General features: G+C 69.9%; 30 protein-coding genes. 9 read left to right on the top strand and 21 right to left on the bottom strand.

All coding sequences use genetic code 11. The features are described 5' to 3' along the window. Positions 1-15: 15 nt before the first annotated feature. Entirely contained in the window at positions 16-807 is a 792-nt protein-coding gene (locus ACTMTF_RS12955; RefSeq protein ID WP_441110813.1) for a thioesterase family protein, read from the bottom strand. A gap of 109 nt (positions 808-916) precedes the next feature. On the opposite strand from ACTMTF_RS12955, the gene ACTMTF_RS12960 reads away from it, so the two are divergent. Both ACTMTF_RS12960 and ACTMTF_RS12965 read left to right on the top strand, forming a co-directional pair. Next, positions 917-1,243, top strand: a complete 327-nt coding sequence (locus ACTMTF_RS12960; protein ID WP_441110814.1) for a hypothetical protein — start codon at positions 917-919, stop codon at positions 1,241-1,243. Between the two features lie 85 nt (positions 1,244-1,328). Continuing rightward, positions 1,329-3,182, top strand: coding sequence for a DUF3352 domain-containing protein (locus ACTMTF_RS12965; protein ID WP_441110815.1), 1,854 nt, complete (start codon positions 1,329-1,331; stop codon positions 3,180-3,182). A gap of 108 nt (positions 3,183-3,290) precedes the next feature. Here the strand turns inward: ACTMTF_RS12965 and ACTMTF_RS12970 are convergent, their stop codons facing one another. From ACTMTF_RS12970 to clpS, 5 genes are all read right to left on the bottom strand, one after another. After that, a complete protein-coding gene (locus ACTMTF_RS12970; protein ID WP_441110816.1) occupies positions 3,291-4,238 on the bottom strand; it encodes a PLP-dependent cysteine synthase family protein in 948 nt (315 codons plus the stop codon). 1 nt (position 4,239) lies between these two features. Further along, on the bottom strand, positions 4,240-4,512 hold the full coding sequence (locus ACTMTF_RS12975) for a MoaD/ThiS family protein (protein ID WP_189138395.1): 273 nt from the start codon (positions 4,510-4,512) through the stop codon (positions 4,240-4,242). A gap of 141 nt (positions 4,513-4,653) precedes the next feature. Beyond that, positions 4,654-5,055: a Mov34/MPN/PAD-1 family protein gene (locus tag ACTMTF_RS12980; protein ID WP_441110817.1), complete on the bottom strand. Its 402-nt coding sequence runs from the start codon at positions 5,053-5,055 to the stop codon at positions 4,654-4,656. 10 nt (positions 5,056-5,065) lie between these two features. Beyond that, a complete protein-coding gene (locus tag ACTMTF_RS12985) occupies positions 5,066-5,590 on the bottom strand; it encodes a DUF2017 domain-containing protein (RefSeq protein WP_441110818.1) in 525 nt (174 codons plus the stop codon). A 10-nt stretch (positions 5,591-5,600) separates the two neighbouring features. After that, positions 5,601-5,876, bottom strand: coding sequence for an ATP-dependent Clp protease adapter ClpS (clpS, locus tag ACTMTF_RS12990; RefSeq protein ID WP_397010204.1), 276 nt, complete (start codon positions 5,874-5,876; stop codon positions 5,601-5,603). A gap of 64 nt (positions 5,877-5,940) precedes the next feature. Here clpS and ACTMTF_RS12995 point away from each other — a divergent pair, with 64 nt between their 5' ends. Continuing rightward, positions 5,941-7,224, top strand: a complete 1,284-nt coding sequence (locus ACTMTF_RS12995; RefSeq protein WP_441110819.1) for a nicotinate phosphoribosyltransferase — start codon at positions 5,941-5,943, stop codon at positions 7,222-7,224. Between the two features lie 15 nt (positions 7,225-7,239). Then, positions 7,240-7,809, top strand: coding sequence for an isochorismatase family protein (locus ACTMTF_RS13000; protein WP_397010208.1), 570 nt, complete (start codon positions 7,240-7,242; stop codon positions 7,807-7,809). Here the strand turns inward: ACTMTF_RS13000 and ACTMTF_RS13005 are convergent. The 9 genes from ACTMTF_RS13005 to ACTMTF_RS13045 all read right to left on the bottom strand — a co-directional run bounded on the left by ACTMTF_RS13005 (position 7,806) and on the right by ACTMTF_RS13045 (position 16,287). Continuing rightward, positions 7,806-8,228: a PIN domain-containing protein gene (locus ACTMTF_RS13005; protein WP_441110820.1), complete on the bottom strand. Its 423-nt coding sequence runs from the start codon at positions 8,226-8,228 to the stop codon at positions 7,806-7,808. The genes ACTMTF_RS13000 and ACTMTF_RS13005 overlap by 4 nt on opposite strands. Then, positions 8,228-8,461: a CopG family transcriptional regulator gene (locus tag ACTMTF_RS13010; protein WP_441110821.1), complete on the bottom strand. Its 234-nt coding sequence runs from the start codon at positions 8,459-8,461 to the stop codon at positions 8,228-8,230. The genes ACTMTF_RS13005 and ACTMTF_RS13010 overlap by 1 nt, the downstream gene beginning before the upstream one ends. Positions 8,462-8,626: 165 nt before the next feature. Further along, complete coding sequence (locus ACTMTF_RS13015) at positions 8,627-8,998, bottom strand: anti-sigma factor antagonist (RefSeq protein ID WP_441110822.1); 372 nt, start codon at positions 8,996-8,998, stop codon at positions 8,627-8,629. A gap of 175 nt (positions 8,999-9,173) precedes the next feature. After that, on the bottom strand, positions 9,174-10,922 hold the full coding sequence (locus ACTMTF_RS13020; protein ID WP_441110823.1) for a DEAD/DEAH box helicase: 1,749 nt from the start codon (positions 10,920-10,922) through the stop codon (positions 9,174-9,176). Between the two features lie 133 nt (positions 10,923-11,055). Further along, positions 11,056-11,835 (bottom strand): hypothetical protein, encoded by a 780-nt coding sequence (locus ACTMTF_RS13025; protein ID WP_441110824.1) that lies wholly within the window; start codon positions 11,833-11,835, stop codon positions 11,056-11,058. Between the two features lie 88 nt (positions 11,836-11,923). Beyond that, entirely contained in the window at positions 11,924-13,324 is a 1,401-nt protein-coding gene (locus tag ACTMTF_RS13030; RefSeq protein ID WP_441110825.1) for an MFS transporter, read from the bottom strand. Then, positions 13,321-14,244 (bottom strand): zinc metalloprotease, encoded by a 924-nt coding sequence (locus ACTMTF_RS13035; RefSeq protein ID WP_441110826.1) that lies wholly within the window; start codon positions 14,242-14,244, stop codon positions 13,321-13,323. Before ACTMTF_RS13035 ends, ACTMTF_RS13030 begins: the two co-directional genes overlap by 4 nt. A 77-nt stretch (positions 14,245-14,321) precedes the next feature. After that, entirely contained in the window at positions 14,322-14,585 is a 264-nt protein-coding gene (locus ACTMTF_RS13040) for a DUF3039 domain-containing protein (RefSeq protein WP_397010222.1), read from the bottom strand. A gap of 103 nt (positions 14,586-14,688) precedes the next feature. Beyond that, on the bottom strand, positions 14,689-16,287 hold the full coding sequence (locus ACTMTF_RS13045; protein WP_441110827.1) for a DHA2 family efflux MFS transporter permease subunit: 1,599 nt from the start codon (positions 16,285-16,287) through the stop codon (positions 14,689-14,691). Positions 16,288-16,443: 156 nt separating this feature from the next. On the opposite strand from ACTMTF_RS13045, the gene ACTMTF_RS13050 reads away from it, so the two are divergent. Next, positions 16,444-17,052, top strand: a complete 609-nt coding sequence (locus tag ACTMTF_RS13050) for a TetR family transcriptional regulator (RefSeq protein WP_441110828.1) — start codon at positions 16,444-16,446, stop codon at positions 17,050-17,052. On the opposite strand, the gene ACTMTF_RS13055 is transcribed toward ACTMTF_RS13050, so the two are convergent. After that, positions 17,049-17,627, bottom strand: coding sequence for a YqgE/AlgH family protein (locus ACTMTF_RS13055; protein WP_441110829.1), 579 nt, complete (start codon positions 17,625-17,627; stop codon positions 17,049-17,051). The two genes, ACTMTF_RS13050 and ACTMTF_RS13055, sit on opposite strands and share 4 nt — an antisense overlap. Before the next feature lie 121 nt (positions 17,628-17,748). Between ACTMTF_RS13055 and ACTMTF_RS13060 the strand changes: the two genes are divergently transcribed. Continuing rightward, complete coding sequence (locus ACTMTF_RS13060) at positions 17,749-18,300, top strand: hypothetical protein (protein ID WP_441110830.1); 552 nt, start codon at positions 17,749-17,751, stop codon at positions 18,298-18,300. Here ACTMTF_RS13060 and ACTMTF_RS13065 read toward each other — a convergent pair. Then, positions 18,281-18,904 carry a TetR/AcrR family transcriptional regulator gene (locus tag ACTMTF_RS13065; protein ID WP_441110831.1) on the bottom strand — a complete coding sequence of 208 codons (624 nt, stop codon included), beginning with the start codon at positions 18,902-18,904 and terminating at the stop codon, positions 18,281-18,283. The genes ACTMTF_RS13060 and ACTMTF_RS13065 overlap by 20 nt on opposite strands. 96 nt (positions 18,905-19,000) lie before the next feature. On the opposite strand from ACTMTF_RS13065, the gene ACTMTF_RS13070 reads away from it, so the two are divergent. Beyond that, positions 19,001-20,392: an MFS transporter gene (locus ACTMTF_RS13070; protein WP_441110832.1), complete on the top strand. Its 1,392-nt coding sequence runs from the start codon at positions 19,001-19,003 to the stop codon at positions 20,390-20,392. Here ACTMTF_RS13070 and ACTMTF_RS13075 read toward each other — a convergent pair. From ACTMTF_RS13075 to ACTMTF_RS13090, 4 genes are read right to left on the bottom strand one after another with little or no spacing between them, the layout of a single operon-like run. Beyond that, positions 20,379-21,788 (bottom strand): NAD-dependent malic enzyme, encoded by a 1,410-nt coding sequence (locus ACTMTF_RS13075; RefSeq protein ID WP_397010236.1) that lies wholly within the window; start codon positions 21,786-21,788, stop codon positions 20,379-20,381. The two genes, ACTMTF_RS13070 and ACTMTF_RS13075, sit on opposite strands and share 14 nt — an antisense overlap. Before the next feature lie 56 nt (positions 21,789-21,844). Then, entirely contained in the window at positions 21,845-22,474 is a 630-nt protein-coding gene (locus ACTMTF_RS13080; protein ID WP_441110833.1) for an AAA family ATPase, read from the bottom strand. A gap of 9 nt (positions 22,475-22,483) precedes the next feature. After that, positions 22,484-23,425 (bottom strand): co-chaperone YbbN, encoded by a 942-nt coding sequence (locus ACTMTF_RS13085; RefSeq protein WP_441110834.1) that lies wholly within the window; start codon positions 23,423-23,425, stop codon positions 22,484-22,486. After that, positions 23,409-23,960 (bottom strand): MarR family winged helix-turn-helix transcriptional regulator, encoded by a 552-nt coding sequence (locus ACTMTF_RS13090; protein WP_397010242.1) that lies wholly within the window; start codon positions 23,958-23,960, stop codon positions 23,409-23,411. The genes ACTMTF_RS13085 and ACTMTF_RS13090 overlap by 17 nt, the downstream gene beginning before the upstream one ends. 228 nt (positions 23,961-24,188) lie before the next feature. Between ACTMTF_RS13090 and ACTMTF_RS13095 the strand changes: the two genes are divergently transcribed. Together ACTMTF_RS13095 and ACTMTF_RS13100 are read left to right on the top strand one after the other, a co-directional pair. Continuing rightward, the gene (locus ACTMTF_RS13095; protein ID WP_441110835.1) at positions 24,189-25,565 is read left to right on the top strand and encodes a hypothetical protein; all 1,377 of its coding nucleotides are present in this window, start codon (positions 24,189-24,191) and stop codon (positions 25,563-25,565) included. A 27-nt stretch (positions 25,566-25,592) separates the two neighbouring features. Further along, on the top strand, positions 25,593-26,264 hold the full coding sequence (locus ACTMTF_RS13100; RefSeq protein ID WP_397010246.1) for a DUF4230 domain-containing protein: 672 nt from the start codon (positions 25,593-25,595) through the stop codon (positions 26,262-26,264). Positions 26,265-26,386: the final 122 nt, after the last annotated feature.

Genomic DNA, 26,386 nt, shown 5'->3' on the forward strand with positions numbered 1-26,386 from the left:
GTGTCGCCGGGCGGGTCACCCGCGTCCCACCCTCGCCAGCTGGCGTGACTGGGCGACGAGCCGGCCCGCGGCGTCCCAGGCCTCGACGTCCTCGTCGAACCAGCCGTCGGCGATGAGGCGGCCGCTGCCGATCAGGGTGAGGGGGCCGGGGGCGGGCAGCGCGCGCAGGTGCCAGGTGAGGTCGACGGTGGGCGCCCAGCCGCGCATCCCGGCGGAGAAGACCACGGGGGGCAGCGCGTCGATGGCCAGGGCCAGCACGAACGGGTCGGGGTCCTGCGGCTCGGCCATCCGGAAGTAGGCGCGCGCCTCGGGCCTGCCGGTGGGCTCGCCGGTGAGCCAGCCGATCGTCGGCGGGTCGAACAGGAGCTCCATCTGGGCGTTCAGCGTCATGCCGGACTCGGGCTTGGGGTCGGGGAGTTTGACGCACTCTTCGGCGGGGGGCATGCGGTGCGCGGAAGGGGCCGCGTAGACCGGGTCGGCGCCGTGCAGCGTGGCCGTGGTGACAAGACTCTCAATCTGCGCGACGCCGTCCTGGACGAGCGTGGCGCGGGTGAAGGCGGCGGTCCGGCCCGCCTTGAGCCGCTCGACGCGCACCTGTGCGGGGCCGGCGGCGGGCGACTTGTGGAACTGTGAGGTGGTGCTCACCGGGTGCTCGAACGGTGAGTCGTCCACCACCGCGCGCAGCACCACCGCCATGAGGTAGCCGCCGTTGAGCGGGCCGCCGATCGAATAGCCGGGGTCGAGGCACACGTCGTAGGTGTTCTCGTCGACCCGGATGGCTTGCGTGGCCTCGTCGAACTTGGTCATCCGCCCCTGCCTGAAGTCTGGAACTATGTTCTAGCGCCCCATACTCTACGGCATCCACCCATCAGCGCGCCTACCTGCGAAAACGTGACAAGGCTGAGAAAGTTCGAGCATGGCGAGTGTCACCGAACTCATCGGACAGTCCGTCTGGGACGCCAACGGGGTGTGGATCGGTCACGTGGTCGACATCCGCGTGATCAAGCACAGGGGCGAGCCGCAACAGGCCGCCACGGTCTACGGCCTGCTGGTGTCGGCCCGGCGCGGGCCACTGCTGCTCGGCCTCACCCACGACCGCGACGGCCGCCCCTCGTGGCTCTCCCGGATGGTAGGGCGCCTGATCTACGCCGGATGCACGTTCGTGCCGTGGACCAGCGTGCGGGAGTACAGCGACGGCGAGGTGCACCTCAGCAGCCTCCGCCAGGAGCTCAACCGGGCATAGGCCTCACTTCAGTACATTGCAAGCGCCCTTCTAGCAACATCAGATAGCTTCTCTGTGGTCATAAGTCCACACTGTGAGTTGAGTGATGTCTGCGAACAATCCCCCACGGGGCCAAGATCCTGACCGGACCACGGCGTACCGGTGGAACCAGGAGCAGCAGCCCGAGAACCCGCCGACGCCGCCCACGCCGCACGGCCAGCCGTACCCACCGCAGCAGCCGTACGGCCAGCAGCCGCAGTACGGCCAGCCACCGGCGCCGGGGCAGCAGGCGTCCTATGGCCAGCAGCCGCAGTACGGGCAGCAGCCCCAGTACGGCCAGCAGCCGCCGCAGGGGCAGCAGCCGGGTTACGGCCAGCAGCCGCAAGGACAGCAGCCCGCCTACAACCAGCAGTACGGTCAGCAGCAGGCCTACGGCGGCCAGTACGGCCATCCGGACCAGGGCGGCGGCTGGCAGAACAACGGCCCCGAACTGCTCGGCACGGGCGGTGAGCCGCCCGCCAAGAGCCGCAAGGGCTGGATCATCGCCATCGCCTCCGCGCTGGCCGTGGTGCTGCTCGGCGGCGGCGCGGTGTGGGCGGTCGGCGCGCTCAGCGGCGGCGGCACGCAGCCGCACGAGGTACTGCCCGCCGCCTCCATCGCCTACGTCCGCCTCGACCTGGACCCGGCCGCCAACCAGAAGCTGGCGCTGTTCCAGATCGCCCAGAAGTTCACTGTCACCAAGGACAGCTTCCAGGGCGAGGACCCGCGCCAGGCGCTGTTCGACGCCATGAAGAAGGACGGCGGCGACGACCTCGCCAAGCTCGATTTCCTCAAGGACGTCGACCCGTGGCTCGGCAGCCGGGTGGGCCTCAGCGTGCTGCCCTCCGGCGGCGAGCAGCCGGACTTCGCCCTGGCAATCCAGGTCAAGGACGAGGAGGCCGCCAAGGCCGGCATCAGCAAGATGATGGACGGGGAGAAGTACGGGCTGGCGTTCCGCGAGGACTACGCCCTGATCTCCACCAGCCAGCAGCTCGCCGACCAGTACGCGGCCGAGGAAGGCAGCCTGGCCGACAACGCCGAGTTCAGCGACGACCTGGCCGCCATGGGCGAGCAGGGCGTGCTGTCCTTCTGGACGCACCTCGGCAAGCTGGGCGAGCTCGCCAAGAGTGAGCTGACGGCGGAGCAGACCAAGATGTTCGACCAGATCAAGACGGCCCGGTTCGCGGGCGCGCTCCGGTTCGACAGCGGCTACGCCGAGCTGGCCGGGGTGGTCCGGGGCGGCCAGAACCTCACCAAGGGCGCTGAGCTGCCCGGCTCCTCCCTGGCCGCGCTGCCCGCCTCCACCGCGGGCGCGTTCTCGATGTCGGGCCTGGACCAGCTCATCACGACCCAGTGGGCCGAGATCGAGAAGCAGGCCGCCGCGACGCCCAGCGGCGCCCAGTTCAAGCAGTTCGTCGAGCAGGCCAAGACCCAGTTCGGCCTCCAGCTCCCCGATGACCTGGCGACCGTCCTGGGCAAGAACTTCACCATCGCGCTCGACAGTGAGGGGCTCGACACCAACCAGCTGAAGGGCGGCGTCCGGATCGCCACGGACCCGGCCAAGGCTCAGGCCGTGCTCGACAAGGTCCTCAAGGCCGCGACGGCCAACGGCCAGCAGGCGCCCCAGATCGCCAAGGTCGCCGGGGACGGCGTCTTCACCGTGGCCACCACGGACGAGTACGCCAAGAAGCTCGCCGAGGACGGTGCCCTCGGCGACAACGAGACCTTCCAGATCGCCATCCCGGACGCGGACGCGGCCACCTACGGCCTGTTCGTGGACCTGGACAAGGTCGAGAAGCTCTACCTGGCGGACATGCAGGGCGACGCGAAGGCCAACGTCCAGGTCCTTCGGGCCGTCGGCCTGAGCGGCACGCAGACGGACACCGAGGCCACGTTCTCGCTGCGGGTCCTGTTCAACTAGTGACAACGCTGTTCAACTAGTGACAAAACTGTTCGACCAGTGACAACGCGAAGGGCGGCCGGCATCTCGCCGGCCGCCCTTCTCACATGTCAGGTCAGGCTTTCCGGGTCAGGCCCAGAGCTGCCCCTCCAGGCGCTGCTCCGCCTCGTCCAGGGTGCCCTCGTAGGCACCGGTGGACAGATACTTCCAGCCGCCGTCGGCCACCACGAACGCGATGTCGGCCCGCTCTCCCGCCTGCACGGCCTTGCGGGCCACGCCCAGGGCGGCGTGCAGGGCGGCGCCGGTGGAGACACCCGCGAAGATGCCCTCCGAGCTCAGCAGCTCCCTGGTCCGGCGCAGGGCGTCGGCCGAGCCCACCGAGAAGCGCGTGGTCAGCACCGACTCGTCGTACAGCTCGGGGATGAAGCCCTCGTCGACGTTGCGCAGGCCGTAGACCAGCTCGCCGTAGCGTGGCTCGGCGGCCACGATCCGCACGTCCGGCACCCGCTCGCGCAGGAAACGGCCGACGCCCATGAGGGTCCCGGTGGTGCCCAGCCCTGCCACGAAGTGGGTCACGGTGGGCAAATCCGCCAGGATCTCCGGACCCGTCGTCTCATAGTGGGAACGCCAGTTGGCCGGGTTGCCGTACTGGTAGAGCATCACCCAGTCGGGGTGCTCCGCGGCCAGGCCCTTGGCCACCCGGACCGCCTCGTTGGAGCCGCCCGCCGCGGGCGAGGAAATGATCTCCGCGCCGTACATGCGCAGGAGCTGGCGGCGCTCCTCGGAGGTGTTCTCCGGCATGACGCAGATCAGCTTGTAGCCCTTGAGCTTGGCGGCCATGGCCAGCGAGATGCCGGTGTTGCCGCTGGTGGGCTCCAGGATCGTGCAGCCCGGGGTGAGCAACCCGTTCTTCTCGGCCTCCTGCACCATCCAGAGCGCCGGCCGGTCCTTGATGGAGCCCGTCGGGTTGCGGTCCTCCAGCTTGGCCCAGATCCGCACGTCCGCCGAGGGCGACAGGCGCGGCAGGCCCACCAGGGGCGTGCCCCCGACGGAGTCGGTCAGTGATTCGAACCGCATGTCATCCGCCGGCGACAGCGGGGAGGACCGTCACCGTGTCGCCGTCGGACACCGGGGTGCCGAGGCCGCCGAGGAACCGTACGTCCTCGTCGTTGAGGTAGACGTTCACGAAACGGCGCAGGGCGCCCTGGTCGACCAGGCGGTCCTTGATGCCGGGGTGGCGGGACTCCAGGTTGGCGATCAGCTCGTCGAGGGTGGCGCCCTCGGCGTCGACTGCCTTGGCGCCGTCGGTGTAGTTACGCAGGATGGTCGGAATGCGAACCTCGATGGCCATCGCTGTCAGTCTCCTTGGTCAGTTCGTCGTCCCATCGGCATGCAACGCCGAGGGCTGGCTGCGGAATTCCAGCTCAGCGACAGTCGTAGACGACGACAGCCGGAGTGTGTGCGAAGAGAAAACTCTGCACATGCCTGACCATCATGGGATGAACCTTACCTCTTCCTCAGAAATCTCACCGTCCACGATCCGGTAGGAGCGGAGCTCCACCTTGTCCTCCTCCCGCGTGGAGACCAGGACATAGTGGGCGTTCGGCTCCGACGCGTAGGAGACGTCGGTGCGCGACGGGTAGGCCTCGGTGGCGGTGTGCGAATGGTAGATCACCACCGGCTCCTCGTCCCGATCGTCCATCTCCCGCCAGACACGAAACTGCTCCATCGAGTCGAAGCGGTAGAACGTGGGTGAACGCTCGGCGTTCTCCATGGGAATGAACCGCTCCGGCACGCCCTCGCGCCCCGCGATGACGCCACACGCCTCATCGGGGTGGTCGGCCCGGGCATGGGAAACGATCTTGTCGGCGAGTTCCTGTGAGATCGTCAGCATGCTGCGGAAGTTACCAGAGGGCTCGGACCAGGCTGTCCTGGAGGTAGGTCAGCCAGTCATAGGTGACGAGAGCCGCATAACGGGGATCTTCCTCCCCCATGTTCTCGATCTCCTCGTGGATCTCCTCGGTCACGTCCAGCTTGACGCCGAGGGTCAGCCGCACGTCGTTGAGCGAGCGCAGCCACGCCTGCGCCTGCTCGGGCGTCAGGTCGACGCGGCCGGGCTGGGCGGTGTCGAGCACGGTCTGCGCGTCGGCCCGCTTGCCGTCCCGCAGCGTCGCCTCGGTGTAGCGGCGGAACTCCGAGGCCTCCTGCGCGTCCTCGTAGGCCGACGGGAACAGGCGGACCAGCACCGGATCCGACGGCGCCTGCCCGCCGCCGATGCCGAGCGCCTTCTCCAGCGGATCGTCGCTCGTCAGGCCCGGCTCCACCAGGCCCAGGACCATGGCGACGAGCGAGCGCAGGATCGAGACCTCGGCCGCCTCGAACCTCGCGACGACGGCACCCCGCCGGCCCGCTGAGAACCCCGAACTCACGACCGCCGCCTCACTTGACCGAATCCGGCTGAACCGTCGCCCACAGGCCGTAGGAGTGCAGGATCTGCACGTCGCGCTCCATCTCCTCGCGCGTGCCGCTGGAGACGACGGCCTTGCCCTTGTGATGGACGTCCATCATCAGCTTCTCGGCCTTCTCCCTGGTGTAACCGAAGACCGTCTGGAAGACGTACGTGACATAGGACATGAGGTTGACCGGGTCGTTCCAGACGATCGTCACCCACGGCAGATCGGGCCGGACGTCCGTTGAAGGACGCTCGACGGTCATTGGAGCGGTGCTACCCACATCCCCCATCCTGCCCTACCTCGGCCGTAGTCTTCGAGTCGTGACAATGACGATGAGCTCTGCGTTGCTCACAGATCACTATGAGCTGACAATGCTTGAGGCGGCCCTGCGCAGTGGCGCGGCGGACAGAAGGGCGGTTTTCGAGGTCTTCGCCAGGCATCTGCCCGCCGGACGCCGCTACGGCGTCGTGGCCGGGACCGGACGCGTCCTGGACGAGCTGGAGAACTTCCGGTTCAGTGACGAGGACATCGCCTTTCTGCGCGACAACCACGTGGTCGACGAGCCCACCCTGGCCTTCCTCGCCGACTACAGGTTCTCCGGGAACATCTACGGCTACCGGGAGGGCGACCTCTACTTCCCCGCCTCCCCCATCATGGTCGTGGAGGGCACGTTCGCGGAGGCCGTACTCCTCGAGACCGTGACCCTTTCCATTCTCAATCATGACTGCGCGATAGCCTCCGCTGCCTCCAGGATGGTCAACGCGGCCGGCCAGCGGCCGATCATCGAGATGGGCTCGCGCCGCACGCACGAGCACGCCGCGGTGGCCGCCGCCCGCGCCGCCTACATCGCCGGCTTCGCCTCCACCTCCAACCTCATGGCCGGGCGGATGTACGGAATCCCCACCGCCGGCACGGCCGCGCACGCGTTCACCCTCCTGCACGACACCGAGCGGCAGGCGTTCCAAGCCCAGATCGACGCCCTAGGAGCCGGCACCACGCTGCTGGTCGACACCTACGACGTGCCCCAGGCGGTCCGCACCGCCGTGGACCTGGCCGGCTCGGAGCTCGGCGCGGTCCGCATCGACTCCGGCGACCTGGGCGTCGCGGCCCAGGAGGTCCGCGAGCAACTCGACTCGCTCGGCGCCTTCAACACCCGCATCCTGGTCACCTCCGACCTGGACGAGTACGCCATCGCCGCGCTCGCCGCCGCCCCCGTCGACGGCTACGGCGTCGGCACGGCACTGGTGACCGGGTCCGGAGTCCCCACGGCCGCGCTCGTCTACAAGCTCGTGGCCCGCGAGACGCCCAGCGGCAAGCTGGAGCCCGTGGCCAAACGCTCGGTCGGCAAACCCTCGCGCGGGGGCCGCAAGAGGGCCTACCGCCTGCTGGACGAGAGCGGGCACTTCCAGACGGAGTTGGTCAGCACCTCCGGCCTGACCCCCAAGGGCGGCGTCCGGCTGCTGCACCAACTCGTCCGCGACGGCGAGGTCATCGGCCGCGAGCCCCTGTCCGACGCCCGCGCCAGGCACGCCGAGGCCATCGCCCAGCTCCCGAAGGACGCACGCCACCTCGCCAGAGGGTATGCGGCGATCCCCACGGAGTTCGCCTGACGTATCGTGATCCGTATGGGTAGTGCGCTCATCATCGTGGACGTGCAGAACGACTTCTGTGAGGGCGGCAGCCTGCCCGTGGCAGGCGGCTCGGAGGTGGCGGCGGCGATCACCCGCCACGTGGCCGAGCACGGCTACGACCATGTCGTGGCCACCCGCGACTATCACGTCGACCCCGGCCCCCACTTCTCCGACACCCCCGACTTCTACCGGTCCTGGCCGCCCCACTGCGTGGCGGGCACCCCCGGCGCCGACTTCCACCCGGCCTTCGACGTGGCCGGGGTGGAAGAGGTCTTCAGCAAGGGCGCCCACGAGGCGGCCTACAGCGGCTTCGAGGGCACCTCGGGCGACGGCGTGCCGCTCGGCGAATGGCTGGAGCGGCACGGCGTCCACGAGGTGGACGTGGTCGGCATCGCCACGGACCACTGCGTCCGGGCCACCGCCCTGGACGCCGTCAAGCACGCCCTGGCCGTCCGGGTGCTCCTCGACCTCACGGCGGGGGTCGCCAGGCAGACCACCCAGGCGGCCCTCGCCGAGCTCGACGAGGCGGGCGCCACCCTCCAGGGCGCCCCCATCGTCCGCTAGGCGGCGTCAGCCGGCAACAGCGTGAAGGCGTCGCCCCAGAGCGGCTTCATCACCCGGAAGTGCCGCTGATCCAACGTCAGCACCCGCGTCGTCCTGTGCCGAGCTGCCAGCACGGCGACGGAAGCGTACGCCACTCCCACCTCCATGTCGGCGTAACGGGCGACGATGTCGACCGCCTCGACGATCTCATGCCGCGTCATGGGCATCAGGTCGTAGACGCCGTCCGCCACCTCCTGGAGGTAGGACAGCTCGGCCCGCAGGCCGATCCGCGTCAGCAGCATGTAGTCGAGTTCGGCGAGCACGAACGGCGAGAGGAGGATCGGACCTCGCTCGTTCTCGAGCACGCGCCGCGCCGCTTGGTGCTCCTCGGCGGACCGGTCGATGGCGGCGTAGGCGCCGCTGGTGTCGAGGACGAGCATCAGTCGAGCCCGTCCCGTCCGAATCCCTCGGCCAGGACCTCGTCGATGTCCCGCGCCAACGAGGGGTCACCACTGTCGAACAGCGGCAGTCGTGGGCGAGGACGCTCTCCCACGAACTCCTCGCTGAGCGCTCGCGTGATCGCCTCACGCATGTAGTCGGCCTCGGACACCCCGTGCGCCCGCGCCGCCTCAGCAACCCGATGCTGGATGTCTTCCGGTAGGTACAGACTCACCTCAGGCACCTTTCTACGTTAACGCGACCCCCATGCGTCGCGGCCCGTCACGGAGAGTATGAGCCTGGCAACAGTGTGGTCATGTGGAGTCACGCCCGGGGAAGGACTTGGCCCCACAGCGAGTAACACTTCCGCACCCTGGGCGTGAGAATTCTTCGACTCACGTCAGGAGTGCGCGCGCCGGAGCGCCTCGTCGAAGGTGTCGAAGACCTCGAAGGCGTTGCGCAGGCCGGTGATGTAGAGCACCCGCGCCATGACCTCCTGCACACCCCCGAGCAGCAACCGCGTCCCCCGCGCCTCGCACCGGTGCATGATGTCCACCAGTTCGTTCAGCCCGATGGAGTCGCAGAAGCCGACCCCGTGCAGGTCCAGGATCAGGAAGGGCCGGGCGGGGAGCTCCCAGACGCGGTCGAGGTGCTCCCGCAGCGGCGACACCGCGTAGGCGTCTATCTCCCCGTCCAGGCGGACGATGACGGCGTTTCGGGAGAGACCAGAAGAGACGTTGAGCGTCGACTTTCCGGTGGCCCCAGACGACATGGGTAACGTCCTTCTGCATATCCCAAGGCGGCCTAGAGAAGTGTTGCCGTTTCCGGCCGGTTTCTAACGGAAGGCCACGACTCTGTCGCCAAACGCATAGGGTTACGGAGAGTCACGAGCCCCTATGCGGCCGACCCGAAAGGACCCGCAGCGAGGCTGCGGGTCCGGCGGCGCGTCAGCGGCGCTGGGTGGCCCAGCGGCGGATGGCGGCGATGCGCTCCTGGATCTGCTCGGCCGTCGCCTGGGCGATCGGCGGGCCGCCGCAGGCGCGGCGCAGCTCCGAGTGGATGACGCCGTGCGGCTGGCCGGTGCGGTGGTTCCAGGCGCCGACCAGGCCGTTGAGCTCGCGCCTCAGCTCGGCGATCTGCTCGTGCGGGGCCAGCTTGGCGGGCGCCTCGACCGGCTCCTTGCGCTTGGCCGCCTGCTGGTCGGACTGGCGCTTGCGCAGCAGAGTGGCCACCTGGTCCGGCTCCAGCAGGCCGGGCAGGCCGAGGAAGTCCTCCTCCTCGGCAGAGCCGATCTCGGCGCCGGTGCCGAACTCGCCGCCGTCGAACAGCACCCGGTCGAACGTGGCCGACGTCTGCATGGTCTCGAACGGCAGCTCGTCGCCCAGGACGTCGGGGTTGTCCTTCTTGCGGTTGGCGTCCTCCAGGAGGCTGTCGTCCAGGCCGTCCTCGGGCGGCTTGCGGTTGAGGACGTGGTCGCGCTCGACCTCCATCTCGTTGGCCAGGCCCATCAGCGTGGGCACCGACGGCAGGAAGATCGAGGCCATCTCGCCGCGCTTGCGGGCCCGCACGAAACGGCCCACCGCCTGGGCGAAGAACAGCGGGGTCGAGGTCGAGGTGGCGTAGACGCCCACGCACAGACGCGGGATGTCGACGCCTTCGGAGACCATGCGGACCGCCACCAGCCAGCGGTCTCCCGACGCGGCGAACCCCTTGATCTTCTTGGACGCGCCGGGGTCGTCGGAGAGCACCACCGTGGCGCCCTCGCCGCTGATGGCGCGCAGGTGGCGGGCGTAGGCGCGGGCGGTCTCGTGGTCGGTGGCGATGACCAGGCCGCCCGCGTCGGGGACGCCGCGCCGAACCTCTGTCAGGCGGCGGTCGGCGGCCGTCATGACCTGGCGGATCCAGTCGCCCTTGGGGTCGAGCGCGGCGCGCCAGGCCTGGGAGAGCTGGTCCTTGGTGAGCGGGGTGCCGAGCGTGGCGGCGAGCTCGTCGCCGGCGCGGGTGCGCCACTTCATCTCGCCGGAGTAGGCCAGGAATATGACGGGCCTGACCACGCCGTCGTCGAGGGCGGGGCCGTAGCCGTAGGAGTAGTCAGAGACGCTGCGCTTGAAGCCTTCGGCGTCCTCTTCGTAGCTGACGAAGGGGATCGGGTTGTCGTCGGACCGGAACGGGGTGCCGGTGAGCTGCAGCCGGCGGGCCGCGGGCTCGAACGCCTCGCTCACGCCGTCGCCCCAGGACCGGGCGTCGCCCGCGTGGTGGATCTCGTCGAAGATCACCAGTGTCTTGCGCGCCTCGGTGCGCGCCCTGTGCAGGGCGGGGTGCATGGCGACCTGGGCGTAGGTCACCGCGACGCCGAGGTAGTCGCGGCTGGTGGTGCCCTGGCTGTTCTTGAACTCGGGGTCGATGCTGATGCCGACCCTGGCCGCGGCGTCGGCCCACTGGCGCTTGAGGTGCTCGGTGGGCGTGACGACGGTGATCGCCTTGATCACCCCCTTGGCGAGCAGCTCGCTGGCGATGCGCAGGGCGTAGGTGGTCTTGCCCGCGCCCGGCGTCGCCACGGTGAGGAAGTCACGCGGCTCACGCCTGAAATAGAGCTCCAGCGCCTCCTGCTGCCACGCGCGCAACTTCTGGGCGGTGCCCCACGCGGCTCGGTCGGGATAGGAAGGCGACAGGTGGGATGCGGCGAAGGTGCTCACCGCATCACCTCTGGGGTTGGTGTGCTTCGCTCTCTCACAGTGACCCAAGAGTAATCGGGCCGACCGACAAGACGTGCCGTGCATCGGGGATTCTGGCCAACCTGGCCCCTGCGTGCTATGGGCGGGACGCGGCTTATCGCACGCTCGACAGCACCGCGTCGAGCGCCTGCCTGCTCGCGGCCTGCTCCGGCTGGAGCAGGCCGACGAGCAGCGCCGTCCTGCCGTTCCGGGTGAGAATCGTCACGCGCAGGTAGGCGGGTCTGTTCACGATGTCGTCGTACGACGCCCGCAGCGCCCTGGTGTGGCCCTGGGCGACCGGTTCGTCCTCGACCACGCTGACCTGGTCCCCCTTGAGCAGGAGCCGTGAGTAGCGCGTGGCCGCCTCCTTGGCCGCCTTGGCGAGGTCGGGCACCGATCCGTACATCGGCCTGGCCATCACGAGCGAGCCGCCGCCGTCCCTGGCGACGGAGGTGAATCCCGTCACAGGGGGAACCCGGCCCTCCTGCCAGCCGGGCGGCAGCGTCAGCCGCACCCCGGCCAGGGAGTCGGACAGCTCCCCCGGCTGCGGTTCCGGCGTGGCCAGCCGCACCGCCGCCACGACCAGCCCGGTCACCAGCGCCGCGGCCAGCGCCAGGGCGAGCACCCTGACGAGCACCGTGCCGGCCCGCCGTCGCCATGCGCCGCGCCGTACCGGACGGAAGCCCGGATCGGCCGGCGCGCCGTACAGGCGGGCCGACGGCGGCAGTGACTCCCACGAGGGCCCGGGACGGTCCTCGGGCTCCAGCTCCCGGCGGGCTGCCCGGTCGGCGCGCGGATTCCACGGCGGCTCCTCTTCCTCGGTGTCCCAGTAGAGATCCTCCGGTTCCTCGGCGCGGCGGCTCCTGGGCGGCCAGGCGCGTTGATCCCCGTCCATGGCACCTCCTCGTCCCGCTGTCCTATCACCGCGCGCCGCGCGGATCAGGCGTTCGGCGATCGTTGTGACGGGAGAGGAGGATTGGCGGCTATGAGGCGGCGGGGGCCACCCGGAAGGACAGGAGGGTGGCCGCAAGGGCGATGACCGCCATCAGCGCACAGATCACCACGAATCCCCAGGCGATCTGGATGGCGCTGTGCCCGATCACGTTGACCAGTGCCCCGCTGATGCCGAGGGTCAGCGCGGAGCCGAGCATGTCGGTGACCGACAGGGAGGCGCTGTTGGCGCCCTGCTCGTTGACCGGGGACAGGTGCAGGGTGGTGATGTTCACCGTGGTCATGCCGAGCCCCATGCCGAACCCGGCGATGATCCAGGCGGGCACGGCGACCCAGCCGGTGACGCCCGGCGCGACCGCGAGGACCGACAGCACGATGCCCACCGTGACGCAGGCCGCGCCCGTCCTGATCCGCGCGTGCGGCTGCGCCGCGCGCCTGCTCTGCAGGTAGGAGCCTGCCGACCAGCCGAGCGCTCCGGTGGTCAGCGCGATGCCCGCGAACGTGGTGTCGAAGGACTTGACCTGCTGCAGGGCGAGCGGGATGAAGGCGTTGACGCCGAAGAAGGAGGCGGAGAACAGGCCGCGCATCATCACCGCGGTCGGCAGCCCACGCCCGAACCGGAGCGCGCCGACGGGCAGCAGCCTGACCAGGCCGTACAGGAGCGTGGCCAGGCCCACCGCGCAGCCGAGCAGGCCGAGCAGCGGCTGGGCCTGCAGGATGTCCACCCCGTACAGCAGCACGCCGGCTCCGGCGGCGGTCGCGCTGGCGGCCACGGTCATGGCCAGGGGACGGGAGCGACGACCCTGCGAAGGCGTCGCCTCCTCGTCGGTGGCGCGCCGCTTCAGCGAGGGGACGAGCATGATCAAGGCGGGCACCACGAGCGGGACGATGCCGAAGAAGACCCAGCGCCAGCCCCAGTTGTCGGAGACGAATCCGGCGACGGCGGGGCCGACCATGGCGGGCACCACCCAGGCGGCCGACAGCGCGGCGAAGATCCGGGGCCGCACGTCGACGGGGTAGACCCGGGCGATCATGACATAGAGCGCGACAATGGTGGGCCCGGCGCCCAGCCCCTGCACGGCCCGCGCGACCAGGAACAGCTCTGGGTTGTGCGCCGCGCCTGCCAGGCCCATGCCGATCACGAACAGCACCAGCCCCGCCAGGAACGGCAGCGCGTAGCCCCGGCGATCCGCCCACAGTCCCGCCACCACGTTGGCGAACAGGCTGGCGATGAGGAAGGCGGAGAAGCTCACGCCGTACAGGTTGAGGGCGTTGAGATCGATGGAGACGGTCGGCATGACCACGCCGACCGACATGCCCTCGAAGGCGACCAGGGTGACTACGAGCAGGATGCCGATGGTGGCGGTGCGGTAGGGATGACCGAAGATGCGAGGGGATTCGTGGGGAGCGTCTAGGGCCTTTGGTACTGTCACCTGGATATCTTAGTCGGGCCCCTCATCCGGTAGGCCGCCCACATCTGGCGCATCCGCTCGGCCTGACCTGGCGTGAACTCGCGCATGCACCGGTCCTGTGCGTAGTCCATGAAGTTGTGCACCGCGTCCTGGCCGGGCTGCGGGCAGCTGTCCTGGGCGCCGGGGCAGCCGTTGGTCGGCCTGACCTGGGGTGGGGTGTCGGAGATGCCGTCGCCGGGCTCTCTGCAGCCGTTCTCGAAGGTGTGGAACAGGCCGAGCCAGTGGCCGATCTCGTGCACGCCGGTGAAGCCGCGGTCGTAGCCGGGCTGTGAGCCGCTGGGCAGGCCGCGCCAGTCGACGACCACGCCGTCGAGCGCCGGCTCGTCGTCGTACCAGTAGGGGTAGGCGGCGAAGCCCAGCACCAGCTCGCCGGGCTGGGCGAGGTAGAGGTTGAGCGTCTCCGGGCCGCCCCTGCGCAGCGCGCTCTTCATGGCGCGCTCGTGGGTGATGGGATCGGTGAACCAGCGGGCGTCGCGCGTGACGGTGATGCCGGCGAGCCGGAACCGCACGCCGGTGTCGACGCCGCCGAGCCTGCCGCCGTAGGCGGCGTTGAGCGTGGCGAGCTGAGCCTTGACGGCGCTGTCCGGCGCCCTGGAGGTGCCGTCGGTGATGACGTGCACCCAGGTCGGCACCCTGAGCCGGGCAGGCGGCGTAACCCCGCGCAGCCGCCGGGCGAGCTCGGCGCCGACCGTGGCGACATCACCGGGCGCGGGCGACCGCGGCTCAGGAGAACGGGGCTCAGGAGAGCGCGGCCGGCCACCTGCTGTGCCGGCGAGCGGCGCACCGGTGCAGCCGGTGGCCGCGGCGACCGGCCGGATCGGCACGCCGATCCCGGCCGCGAGCACGCATGCGAAGAAGACGGCGGTCGCGCGCCGGGTCATGCAACCCCCTGTTACGGTCTGAGCTGGTCTGGATACAGACCGTAGCCCTACCGAGGGCGGTCACATGTCAGCAACACTCACTGCTTGTTGTCGTCGCCCTTGCCGCCGCCACCGACCGGCAGGCCCTCATAGATCTCCTTGCACTCCGGGCACACGGGATACTTCTTGGGGTCCCGGCTCGGAACCCAGATCTTGCCGCACAGAGCGCGGATCGGGGTGCCCGACACCATCGACTCGGTGATCTTGTGCTTGTCCGCGTAGTGGGCGAACCGTTCGTGGTCGCCGTCGCCGTGCGACGTCTGCGGACGGGTCTCCTGCTCTGGGAGGATCTTCGTGCTCACCTCACCGAGTCTATGCCTGCCGCCGACCGGTCCCGTTCACGGACAGCACAACGGCTCCCGCCGGAAGCGAGAGCCGTTGCCGAGCCGAAAAGAGCCGAAAAGATCAACCGACGTGCAGCGGAGCGTCCTCGACCTTGCGCCCGCTCTTGACGAACATGGCCAGGACCGCCGTCAGCAGCGCGACACCGGTGCTCACCAGGAAGGCCAGGTGCATGCCGTCCATGAACGCGTTGTTCACGGCGGGGCCGACCACCTGGGCGAACTCTCCGGGCAGGCCCGGCGGCAGCCCGCCGAACGCGGCCGCCTTCTCCAGCCCGGCCAGCTGCTCCGGCGGGATCGTCTGGGCCACCGCACCGAGGTGCTCGGGCAGCGAGGTGGAGATCTGGGCGGCCATGACGGCGCCCAGGATCGCGGTGCCGAGCGCGCCGCCGACCTGCATGGCGGACTGCTGGAGGCCGCCGGCGACGCCGCTGAGCTCCAGCGGGGCGTTGCCGACGATGATCTCCGTGGCGCCCACGAAGACCGGCGACAGGCCGAAGGCCAGCACCACGAACGGGATCGCGCTCTCCACGAACGTGGCGTCCATGCTGAGCTGGGACATCAGGAACATCGCCAGCGCGGTCACCACCAGGCCCGCGGTCATGGTGATCTTCGGCCCGAGCTTGCCGATCGCGAAACCGGCCAGCGGCGAGGCCACGATCATGCCGGCGCTCATCGGCAGCATGCGCAGACCGGCCTCCAGCGGGGTCAGGCCGTGCACGCCCTGGAAGAAGAAGCCCAGGAAGAACATCGCGCCGAACATCGCGAAGGCGACCATCATCATCAGCACGGTGCCGATGGAGATGGAGGCGTTGGTGAACAGCGACAGCGGCACCAGCGGCTGCTTCGCCCTGTTCTGCCAGAAGATGAAGCCCGCGATCAGCACCACGAACGCGGCCATGAAGCCCAGCGTCGTGGAGTCGCCCCAGCCCCACTCGGGCGCCTTGATGATGGTCCAGACCAGCGCGAACATCGCGCCGGACAGCAGCACCACGCCGCCCCAGTCGATCTTGGCCAGCGCCTTGACCGAGCTCTCCTTGATGAGGAAGATGCCCAGGAGCAGGGCGATGATCCCCACCGGCGCGTTGATGAAGAAGACCGACTCCCAGCTCACGTTCTCCACCAGCACGCCGCCCACGATCGGGCCGGCCGCGCTGGACAGGCCGATGATGGCGCCCCACGCCCCCATCGCCTGGTTGAGCTTCTCGCCCGGGAACGCCCCGCGCAGCAGGGCCAGCGCCGCGGGCTGCAGCAGGGCGCCGAACAGGCCCTGGAGCACGCGCAGGCCGATCAGCGCGCCGACCGGCGACAGGCCGGGGACGATCTCGGCCAGTTCCTGACTGAAGCCGATGCCGACCGAGACGAGCGCGAAGCCGCCGACACCGATGAGGAAGATCCGCTTGTGGCCGAAGAGGTCACCCAGTTTGCCCGCTGTGATCAGGAAGACCGCCAGCGCCAGCAGGTAGCCGCTGGTCACCCACTGCAGGTCCGCCAAGGATGCGCCCAGGTCGGTCTGAATCACCGGATTGGCGATGCCGACCACGGTGCCGTCGAGCATCACCATGATCACGCCAAGGCTGACCGCCAGCAGCACCAACCATGGATTGCCGCCGGTCCCCGCCTTCTCCGGCGACGACGGTGCGTCGACCGTCGCTTGAGCCATGAAGTCCCCCTAGTACATCTCGCCCCATACCGGGGCATACGCCCATAAGTCTCGGGGTAATCTATGACAGCTCATGCCACATGACAAATGGATTTCATTAGGCACTCGCCGACATCTGGCACAATGTGACAGAAAGGTTTCGAAGGAGTGACGCGCGTGGGGCTAAGGGAGCTCAAGAAGGAGAAAACGCGGCTCGCACTGCTGGACGCCGCGCTCGATCTGTTCCTCGAACAAGGGTACGACTCGACCACGGTGGATCAGATAGTGGGGGCCGTCGACGTCTCGCCGAGGACGTTCTTCCGCTACTTCACCAGCAAGGACCACCTCGTCCACTGGTACCACGACCAGGGCGAGGAGACGATGCTGGAGGCGCTGGCCGCCGGCGCTCCGGACGAGCCCCCCTTCGCGTCCATGACCCGCGCCGTGCGCGCCCTGTTGCGGGACATGAAGGGCGCAACGCCCGCGGACACCGAAAGGTTCCTCAAGCTGAGACGGCTCATGGAGGCCAATCCCCAGCTGGCCGACCACGCGATCGGCCGCTCCATCGAGACCGAGCGCCGCCTGATCGGGGCGATCGCCGCGCTCAGGGGCGTGGACCCCGTCACCGATCCGCTCTCCCACCTGATCGTGACGTTCGCCATGGCGGCCATGCGGGTCGGCTTCGAATGCCCGGCCCACCAGGAAGGACTCCAGGAGATGGTACGCCGCATCGAGGAGACCCTCCAGCTCGTGGAGCGCTCGCTCCGGCCCGGCTGGGACGCCTAGTTCATCGTGGGATCGTCCGGGCAGGTCGCCACGAACGCCAGCTCCCCCGGCTGCCGCCGCAGCACGTGGCGCCACAGAGCCCCGGGATCGGTGTGAAAAGTGTCACCCACCTCCGAGTCGACGATGTACCACGCCCCCTCGGCGATCTCGCTCTCCAACTGCCCCGCCGTCCAGCCCGCGTAGCCGGCGAAGATGCGCATCTGCGCGATCTCCCCCTGGAGGATCTCCGGCGGCGCGTCCAGATCGACCGTGCCCAGCCGGGACACTGCGGGCGTGCCCGAGTGCAGCCTGCGCCAGCCCAGCGGCTCCTCGCCGCTGGGCACCGCGGCCAGCGCCAGCGCGCTGTCGGTCTGTACGGGCCCGCCCTCGAAGAGCACCGGGGGCCCGGTCACCAGCGGATCCCACACCGGCAGGACCTGGGTCACCGAGATCTCGCTCGGCCGATTGAGTACCACGCCGAGCGTGCCGCCGCCTAGATCATGCTCAAGGATCAGGACGACGCTACGCCGGAAGTTGGGATCGTCGAGAAGCGGCGTCGCCACCAACAACCCGCCGACGTAGATCGCCTCCGCCATACCTCCATCATGAAGGGTCAACCGGACTTCCCGCTCCCCCAGACGGCCGATGTTACTTTCTGTAGTCATATGGGCACTGTAGATATCAAAGATCGTCACATCGGCACGCTCGGGAGGAGCCATGCGCATCGGAGCCCGTCTCGCCCTGGCCGCCGTGCCGCTGAGCATGACCCTCCTTCTGCCGGCCGCCGCCTGGGCCTGGCCCGACTCCGGCTCCGGCGACCCGTTCACGATGACGACCTACAAGGTCTCCTGCCGCTCCAGCACCGTACGCGTCACCCTGCGCAACCAGACCCGCCAGCTCGCCCGTTTCGACCTGCGCGCCGACTCCTCCTCAGTGGCGACAGGCTCGATCCCCGCCCGCAAGGCCATCACCAGGCACGTCAAGGTCCGGTCCGGCAGCAGCGTCGAGATCGAGGCGTACTCCGTCGATCCGCCCCGCGCCGACACCCTGATCGACTCCACCCGGGTGCGCAACGACTGTCCCTGGGGCCACCACCACGACCGCCTGCCCTTCACCGGGCCTCCCGTCGACCTGATGGCCAAGCTCGCCACCGCGGGCGGCCTGGTCCTCACCGGCGGCATCGTGTGGTGGTACGGCTCTCTGTGGCCGCGCTCAGGCCGCCCGTCGCTCGACGACCATCTGGTCCGGCTCAGCCGGCCGCGCCACTGACGAAGGCGCCGGCCCTGGCGGCGGCCAGCGCCCGGGAGGCCGCCCGCTCGGCGACGACCTCGTCCACCGGCTCCCTGGTGACCACCAGCCGGTAGTACAGGGGCGCCGAGACGGCCCGGATCAGCTCCGGCCCGTCCGTGCCCTCGGGCAGCTCCCCCCGGTCCACCGCCGCGTCCACGGCCCTGGCCCATTCGGCGACCCGGCGGGTGTAGAAGGCCCGCAGGGCGGTGGCCGCCTCCTCGTCGCAGGTCGCCGCCGCTATGACCGCCTGGAAGGTGGCGCCGAGACGCGGGTCGGTGATGGCGCTCAGGACACTGAGCGCGTTGGCCCGCAGGTCGCCGTCGATGCCGCCGGTGTCCGGCGGCGGGGAGGACTGCTCGGCCAGGTCGGTCATGAGGTCGGTGACCAGCCGGGCGGTGGTGCCCCAGCGGCGGTAGACGGTGGTCTTCCCCACCCCTGCCCGAGCGGCCACCTGGTCCATGCTGAGGCCGTCGAACCCACGCTCGACCAGCTCGTCCTGGGTCGCCTGGAGCACGGCCGCGCGCACTTTCGCCGTACGACCACCGGGGCGGACCGTCCCAGCCAAACGGGACTCTTGTTCCATTAATTCTCCTTACGTGCTAACGTCACCGCCATCTTAACGGAACGAATTGCCCATTAGGGGGACGGTGTGACCGTACTCAGTGATCAAACGGCTCGGATGAGCGCCCGCCAACGACTGATTCTCCTGCTGCTGCTCGGCTCGCAGTTCATGCTCGCCGTCGACTTCTCCATCCTGAACGTCGCGCTGCCGGTGATCGGCTCGGGCCTGGGCTTCGAGCTGGCCGACCTGCAATGGGTGGCCACCACGTTCGCGCTGGCCGCCGCCGGGTTCACGCTGCTGTTCGGGCGGATCGCCGACCTGTTCGGGCGGCGCCGGCTGTTCCTCGCCGGGATGGCCCTGCTCGGCCTGTCCTCGCTGGCCGGCGGCCTCGCCACCTCACCCACCATGCTGCTCGTCGCCCGCGTCGCCCAGGGGCTGGCCACGGCCATCGTCACGCCCGCCGGCCTGTCGCTGCTGACCACCTCGTTCCCGGAAGGGCCGCTGCGGGCCAGGGCCCTCGGGCTGAACGGCGCGCTGATGTCGGCCGGCTTCACCTCCGGCGCGATCCTCGGCGGCCTGCTGACCGAGCTGCTGAGCTGGCGCTGGGCCTTCTTCGTCAACGTGCCCGTGGCCCTGGCCGTGCTCGTCGCGGCGCCCCTGGTCCTGACCGAGAGCCGGCCCGCGCAGCGGCCGAAGATGGACCTGCCCGGAGCCGTGACGGTGACCGGCGGCCTGCTCGCCCTCGTCTTCGGGCTCACCCGGGCCGGGGAGCACGGGTTCGCCGACCCGGTCGCGCTCGGCGCCCTGGCCGCCGGCGCGGTGCTGCTGGTCGCGTTCTGGTTCGTCGAGCGGCGGGCCACCTCGCCGCTGGTGCCGGTGACCATCCTGGCCAGGCCCACCGTCAAGTGGGGCAACCTCGCGGGCCTGATCGCGTTCGCCACCGAGACCTCGCTGGTCTTTCTCCTGACGCTCTACCTGCAGAAGGTCCTCGGCTACTCGGCGCTGGCCACCGGCCTGTCGTTCGGCGTGCTCGGGATCGGCACCGTGCTCGGCGGCGTCATCGCCCCGCGCGTGCTGGCCAGGACCGGCACCGGCAGGGCCATGACCGTCGCCTTCGCCGTGCAGGCCGCCGCCACCGCGTCCCTGGCCCTGCTCGGCGCCGGATCCGGCTGGATCTGGCTGCTGCTGGTGGCCACCTTCGTCGGCGGGGTGGGCAACATGGTGGCGATCGTCGCCTTCATGATCACGGCCACCTCCGGCCTGCCCGACTCCGAGCAGGGCCTGGCCACCGGCCTGGCCACGATGACCCAGCAGGTGGGCATCACCCTGGGCATCCCGATCATGAGCGCTGTGGTGACCGCCGCCATGGGCACCGTCCTCCAGGGCGTGATCGTGGCCGTCCTGGTCAACGCGGCCCTCGCCCTCACGGGGGTCCTCATCCGGGCTCGGACCCGGGACGACCACCGCCCGATCGGGCCGGGCGGTGGCGCCGGGACTACGCCTCGGTGAAGCCGCGGGCGCGGCCGCCGGCCGACTCGCGCACCGCCGCCGCGACCGCGGAGGCCACGTCGGGGTGGAAGACGCTGGGAATGATGTAGTTGGGGCCCAGCTCCTCCGGCGTGACGACGGCGGCGAGCGCGCCGGCCGCGGCCAGGAGCATCTCCGAGGTGACGACGTTGGCCTGGGCGTCCAGCAGACCTCGGAACACCCCGGGGAACGCCAGCACGTTGTTGATCTGGTTGGGGTAGTCGGAGCGGCCGGTGGCGACCACCGCGGCGTACTCGCGGGCGTCGTCGGGCGAGACCTCGGGCTCCGGGTTGGCCAGCGCGAAGACGACCGCGCCCGGGGCCATGGCGGCGATGTCGTCACCGGTCAGGATGCCGGGCGCCGAGACGCCCACGAACACGTCGGCGCCCTTGACCGCGCCGCGCAGGTCTCCGGAGTAGCCCTCGGCGTTGGTGTGCTCGGCGATCCACCGCAGCGACTCGTCGAGGTCGTCGCGCTCCCGGTGGACGGCGCCGAGGTAGTCGCAGACCACCACGTTGCGGGCGCCGGCCGCCAGCAGCAGCCGCAGCACGGCGTTGCCCGCCGCACCCGCGCCCGCCATGGTGATCTTGACGTCCTCGATCTTCTTGTCGACCACGCGCAGCGCGTTGGTCATCGCCGCGACCACGCAGATGGCCGTGCCGTGCTGGTCGTCGTGGAAGACCGGGATGTCGAGCAGCTCGCGCAGCCGCCGCTCCACCTCGAAGCAGCGCGGCGCGCCGATGTCCTCCAGGTTGATGCCGCCGAAGCCGGGCGCGATGATCTGCACCGTGCGCACGATCTCGTCCACGTCCTGCGTGTCGAGGCAGATCGGCCAGGCGTCGATGCCGGCGAACCGTTTGAACAGCGCCGCCTTGCCCTCCATGACCGGCAGCGCGGCCTCCGGGCCGATGTTGCCCAGCCCGAGCACGGCCGAGCCGTCGGTGACCACGGCCACGCTGTTGCGCTTGATGGTCAGCCGGCGGGCGTCCTCCTTGTTGCGGGCGATCGCCATCGACACCCGCGCGACGCCCGGCGTGTAGGCCATGGAGAGGTCGTCGCGGTTGCGCAGCGGCACCTTCGACTTCATCTCGATCTTGCCGCCGAGGTGCATGAGGAACGTGCGGTCGGAGACCTTGTGGATGACGACGCCCTCGACGGCCTCGAGCTGGTCCACGATGGCCTGGGCGTGATCGGTGTCACGGGCCGCGCACGTCACGTCGATGCGGAGCTTCTCGTGGCCGGCGTTGGTGACGTCGAGAGCGGTGACCACCCCGCCGGCCGACTCTACGGCGTGAGTGAGCTGGCTGACGGCTTTGCCGCCTGCCGGCACCTCAAGCCGCACGGTAATGGAGTACGACACACTGGGGACGGTCGCCACGTCAATCGCTCCTTCGCGCCTGACCAAGAAGTCCTCCCATGGTAGGGGTCTTCTGGTCATCCCAGCGCCTCAGCGGCGGACGCGATCAGATCGACGCAGGTCGTCACGGGGATGGCCGTACTGTCGAGCACCAGGTGATAGAGCGAGATGTCGGCCGGATCCCGCCGGTAGAAATGGCGGACGTAGGCGGTGCGCGCCCGGTCGTTGTCCTCGATGACCTTGCGCGCCTCGCGCTCGGTCAGCCCGCTGAGCGTGGCCGTCTGCCTGATCCGGCGCGCCACCGGGGCGTCCAGCCTGACGTGCAGGGCGCCGGGATGGTCGGCGAGCACGACCGCCCCGCCCCTGCCCAGGAAGACGCCTCCCTGGGAGCGGGCGGTCTCCGTCAGGATCCGCTCGGTGTGGCGGACGAACTCCTCCGGCGCGTGCGGCAGCGCGCCGGGAACGTACATGTCGACCCCGCCGAAGGTGACGGTCGGCAGCCGCATCGCGCTGGACAGCAGCCTGCCGAGGCCGTGCTCGGCCCGGTCGTCATGGACCAGCGCCTCCTCAAGGGTGCAGCCCAGCTCCTGGGCGACGGCACTGGCGATGGCGCGGTCGACGAAGGGCACGCCCAGGCTCTCCGCCACGGCCGGGCCGATGTGGCCGCCGGCCGTGCCGTACGTCGCGGAGATCGTGACGACCCGCATACCTCCAGGTTAGAACAGTGCGCTCGACAAAGCTCTACGCGCTCTGGACAGAGATGGGTCCTCGTTGGGAAGAGCCTCGAACAGCCCCAGCAGGTGGCGCCTGGCCTTGTCGCGATCGTCGCCCGAGGTGCGCTTGACCACCGCGATGATCCGGTCGAAGGCCTCGTCCACCGAGCCGGACAGCATCTCCAGGTCGGCCGCCAGGAGCTGCGCGTCGAGGTCGGCGGGGTCCTGCAGACGCCGCTGGACGTCGGCGGGGTCGGCGTCGGCCGTCCGCCTGATCAGGCTGACGCCGGCCAGGCCCATCTTGGCGTCCTCATTGCCCGGCGCGCGGGCCAGCAGCCGCTCGTAGGCCGCCGCGGCCGCGTCGAGGTCGCCCTGCTCGATGGCCTGCTCGGCCGCCACCAGGTCGGGGTCGGCCGGCGGCTCCTGCGGCCCCTCCGCCTCCTCCTGACCGGCGGCCGGGGGTCTGGCGTCGGGGTTGGCCTGGTAGAACTGCTCGACCGCGCCCATCAGCTCGTCGAGCCAGCGGCTCACCTCCTGCTCGGGCAGCACCTGCTGGAAGCCGGTGACGGCCTGCCCCTGGAAGATGGCCAGCACGGTCGGCACCGCCTGCACCCGCAGCGCCTGCGCGATCTGCGGGCTGGCGTCGACGTTGATCTTGGCGAGCACCGCCCGGCCGCCCATCCCGCCGACCACCTTCTCCAGCACGGGGCTGAGCTGGGCGCTGCCGGGAGCCCGGGGCGAGTAGAGGTCGAGGATGACGGGCAGGGTCATCGAGCGATCGATGACGTCGGTCGAGAACGTCTCCTCGGTCACGTCGACGACCGCGGCCGACGCCGCCGCCTGTGGACCCGTGGCCTCCCGTCGGGCCTGCGCGTCCAGTGCCTGCTTGCGCGCGCCCAGATCAATGGCTCCGTAGAGCGATCCGGGCCTAGAGAAGTCCGCCATGCTCCTCATCTTGCCGCATGGCGGAACCTGAGAAGTCACCCGCCGCCACCCGCAGCGTGCGCAACTGGTCGAACATGCCCCGCAACGCGTCCTCGTCGTACATGGACAGGCCGAAGTCCGCCGCCATCAGATCGGCGGTCGCGCGCCGTACGACGTCACGACCCGCTTCGGTGATCTCAGCGAGCACGCCACGCCCGTCCCGGGGATTGGGCATGCGCCGGACCAGGCCGGATCTCTCCAGCCTGTCAACGGTGTTCGTGACGCTGGTCGGGTGCACCATCAGCCGCTCCCCGATTTTCCAAAGCGGCAGCGCCCCCGTGCGGCTGAAGGTCAACAGCACCAACGCCTCGTATCTGGCGAAGGTCAAGTCGTAGGGCTTCAGGAGCGAGTCAAGTTGCGACAGCAGGATCTGATGCGCTCTCATGATCGACGTGACGGCGGCCATGGCAGAAGAGGGGCCGAAGTGAACGCGCCAGGTCTCCGCGGCTCGGTCGATGGGATCGAACGGCAGATTGAGCGGCTTGTGCTGCGACACAGCGCTACCGTAGCGCGCTGCTCGTCCAGGTTCGTGCGCTTACGGAGAGCCATCGGATTCTCCGCTTGGCCAAGAATCCGGGCGTCAATCATCACGCTCAGTTATGGTTCTCGCATCGAATGGTGACGGAGAAGCCAAGTCCATCAGCCGTGGGGACGGCTGGACTCGGCGTTTCCGCCTCGCCGACGGGGCACGGGGGGTGCTTGGTGAACTTCAACGGGAAAACGGGTGCGTGAGCACACGGGCGTTTCACGCGAGGAGCTGAAGCAGAGCGCGGCGGTCACGGTCGCCGTGCTCCTCGCTCTCGGCCTGGCCGCGGCGTGGAGCGTCCTGATCCCTGGCGTCGACGCCTGGGAGAACATCGTGGCGGCGGTCATCGGATCGCTCCGGCTGACCGGGCCGGTCGCCGCCGCGTTCGCCGCCTGGGTGGCCCTGCGCAAGCGCAGGGCGCTGCGCGACCGCCCGCTGACGACCTGGAAGGCGTTGAAGGCGCCGCTGGCCATCATGCTGGTGGTGCTGGGCTCGTTCGCCGCCACCGTGCTGGTGCTGGCCGTCAAGACCGTGCTCACCGAGCAGGCGGGCCGGCTGAGCCTGTCCGGCCTGGGCATGGGCATGGCGGGGCTGGCGCTCTATTCCGTGATCGGCTGGGTGGCCGGCTGGTCGCTGCCGAGCGCGGTCACCCCGCCGCTCGCCGGGATCGCCTGCTACGGGCTGTTCAGCTGGCTGGCCGACGGCGAGGGCTGGGCCGACAGGCTGGCCCCCGGCACGGGCGAGCCGTACGACCTCTTCCAGGGGTTGAGCGGGACGATCTTCCTCGACCAGATCATCTGGCTGCTCGGCGTCACGGGCGCCCTGCTGCTCGGCTGGGCCGCGCTGGTGACCAGGCAGGCGCTGGTGCTGGCCTGCGCGCTGCTGGCCGTGCTGGCGGCGGGCACGGGCGTGGCGCGGGTGCTGGCCGAGCCGAGGCCGGCGGCGGCGCAGGAGATCGCCTACAGCTGCCAGGAATGGCCCATCACGGTCTGCGTGCATCCCGGCATGCGGGCGGGGCTGACGGAGCTCGGGGCGGCCTTCACCGAGATCGCCTCGCGGCTGGCGGAGACGCCCGCAGCGTTCACCCGGGTGGAGCAGCGCCCGCTCGACGACCCGCTCAAGCCGTCCAGCGGGCTGGCGCCCATCCACCTGCCGGACCTGTCGGCGGGGTTCGCCGACGAGGCCGCGCACGAGTACATCGACTCGCTGGCGGCCAGGTGCGCCGGCAGCGCCGCCGACGGCTACCGGGAGATCGTGATGGCCTGGCTGCGCGGCGAGCCGCTGCCGGGCGGGCCGCTGCTGGAGCACGAGTACGCGGCGGCCTGGTTCTCCGGGCTCAACGAGCACCAGCGCCGCGAGTGGCTGCGCATGTTCTTCAGCGACTTCCAGGCGTGCAAGCTGTCCAGCACCCACTTCGGCGGCGGCCCCGCGGGAGCGGCCTCGCAGCCGGCCTCACCGGCCGCCACGCAGGTGCACGAGGAGAGCGCGCCCCAGGTCTACCCCGTCTATCCGGACCCCAGCGACCAGCCCTCGGCCGATTGGGGACCGAATATGTCACCTCATGGCTGGCAATGATGATCGCCTTTCGGGTAGTCAGACACCATGACGACTTCCGAGACGGCGGACCCCGCAGTGGCTCCACGGCGCCGCCGCAGGTGGCGATATCTCGCGGCCTTGCTGGTCGCGGTGGTCCTGCTCGTGGTGGGCGGCCGCCTGGCCTGGACCTGGCTCAATCCCATGGGCGAGCAGACCATCGACCGCAGCCAGCCGGTCCTGCTGGAGTCCATCAAGGACCTGAGCCGGTTCGTGGGCGCGACGGGCAGCTTCCAGGTGGTGGTGGACCTGGAGAAGGACGCCAACTTCCTGCCGGACGCGATCAAGGGCACCCGGACGCTGTTCGTCGGCGCGGGCGGCGTGGACGCCTACACCGACTTCTCGCGCCTCGGCAAGGACGCGGTGACGGTGTCGGAGGACCGCACCCAGGCGACCGTGCGCCTGCCGCGCGCCCAGCTTGAGAAGCCCAGCCTGAACAACTCGCGCTCATACGTCTTCGCCCAGCAGCGCGGACTGTTCGACCGGGTGCAGGACTTCCTGTCGACCTCCCCGGGCGACCAGCGGGAGCTCTACCTGCTGGCGGAGAAGAAGATCAGCGAGGCGGCCGTCTCCAGCGACCTGCGCGCCCGCGCCGACGCCAACACCAAGACGATGCTGGAAGGGATGCTCAAGTCCCTCGGGTTCAGCAAGGTGACGGTGAAGTTCGCCGACGAGACGTGAGGGTCCTAGTGCCCTTCTCCCCTGCCTAGGCACCTACTCAGACGTCCGCCCCCGCGCAGATAAGGCATCCGCCCGATGTGCCGGGGCGGGCCTTAGGACGAGTCTTGAGAGTGCAGGCAGAG

This window comes from Nonomuraea sp. ZG12 (assembly GCF_052068115.1).
In the GTDB taxonomy this organism is placed as follows: Bacteria; Actinomycetota; Actinomycetes; order Streptosporangiales; family Streptosporangiaceae; genus Nonomuraea.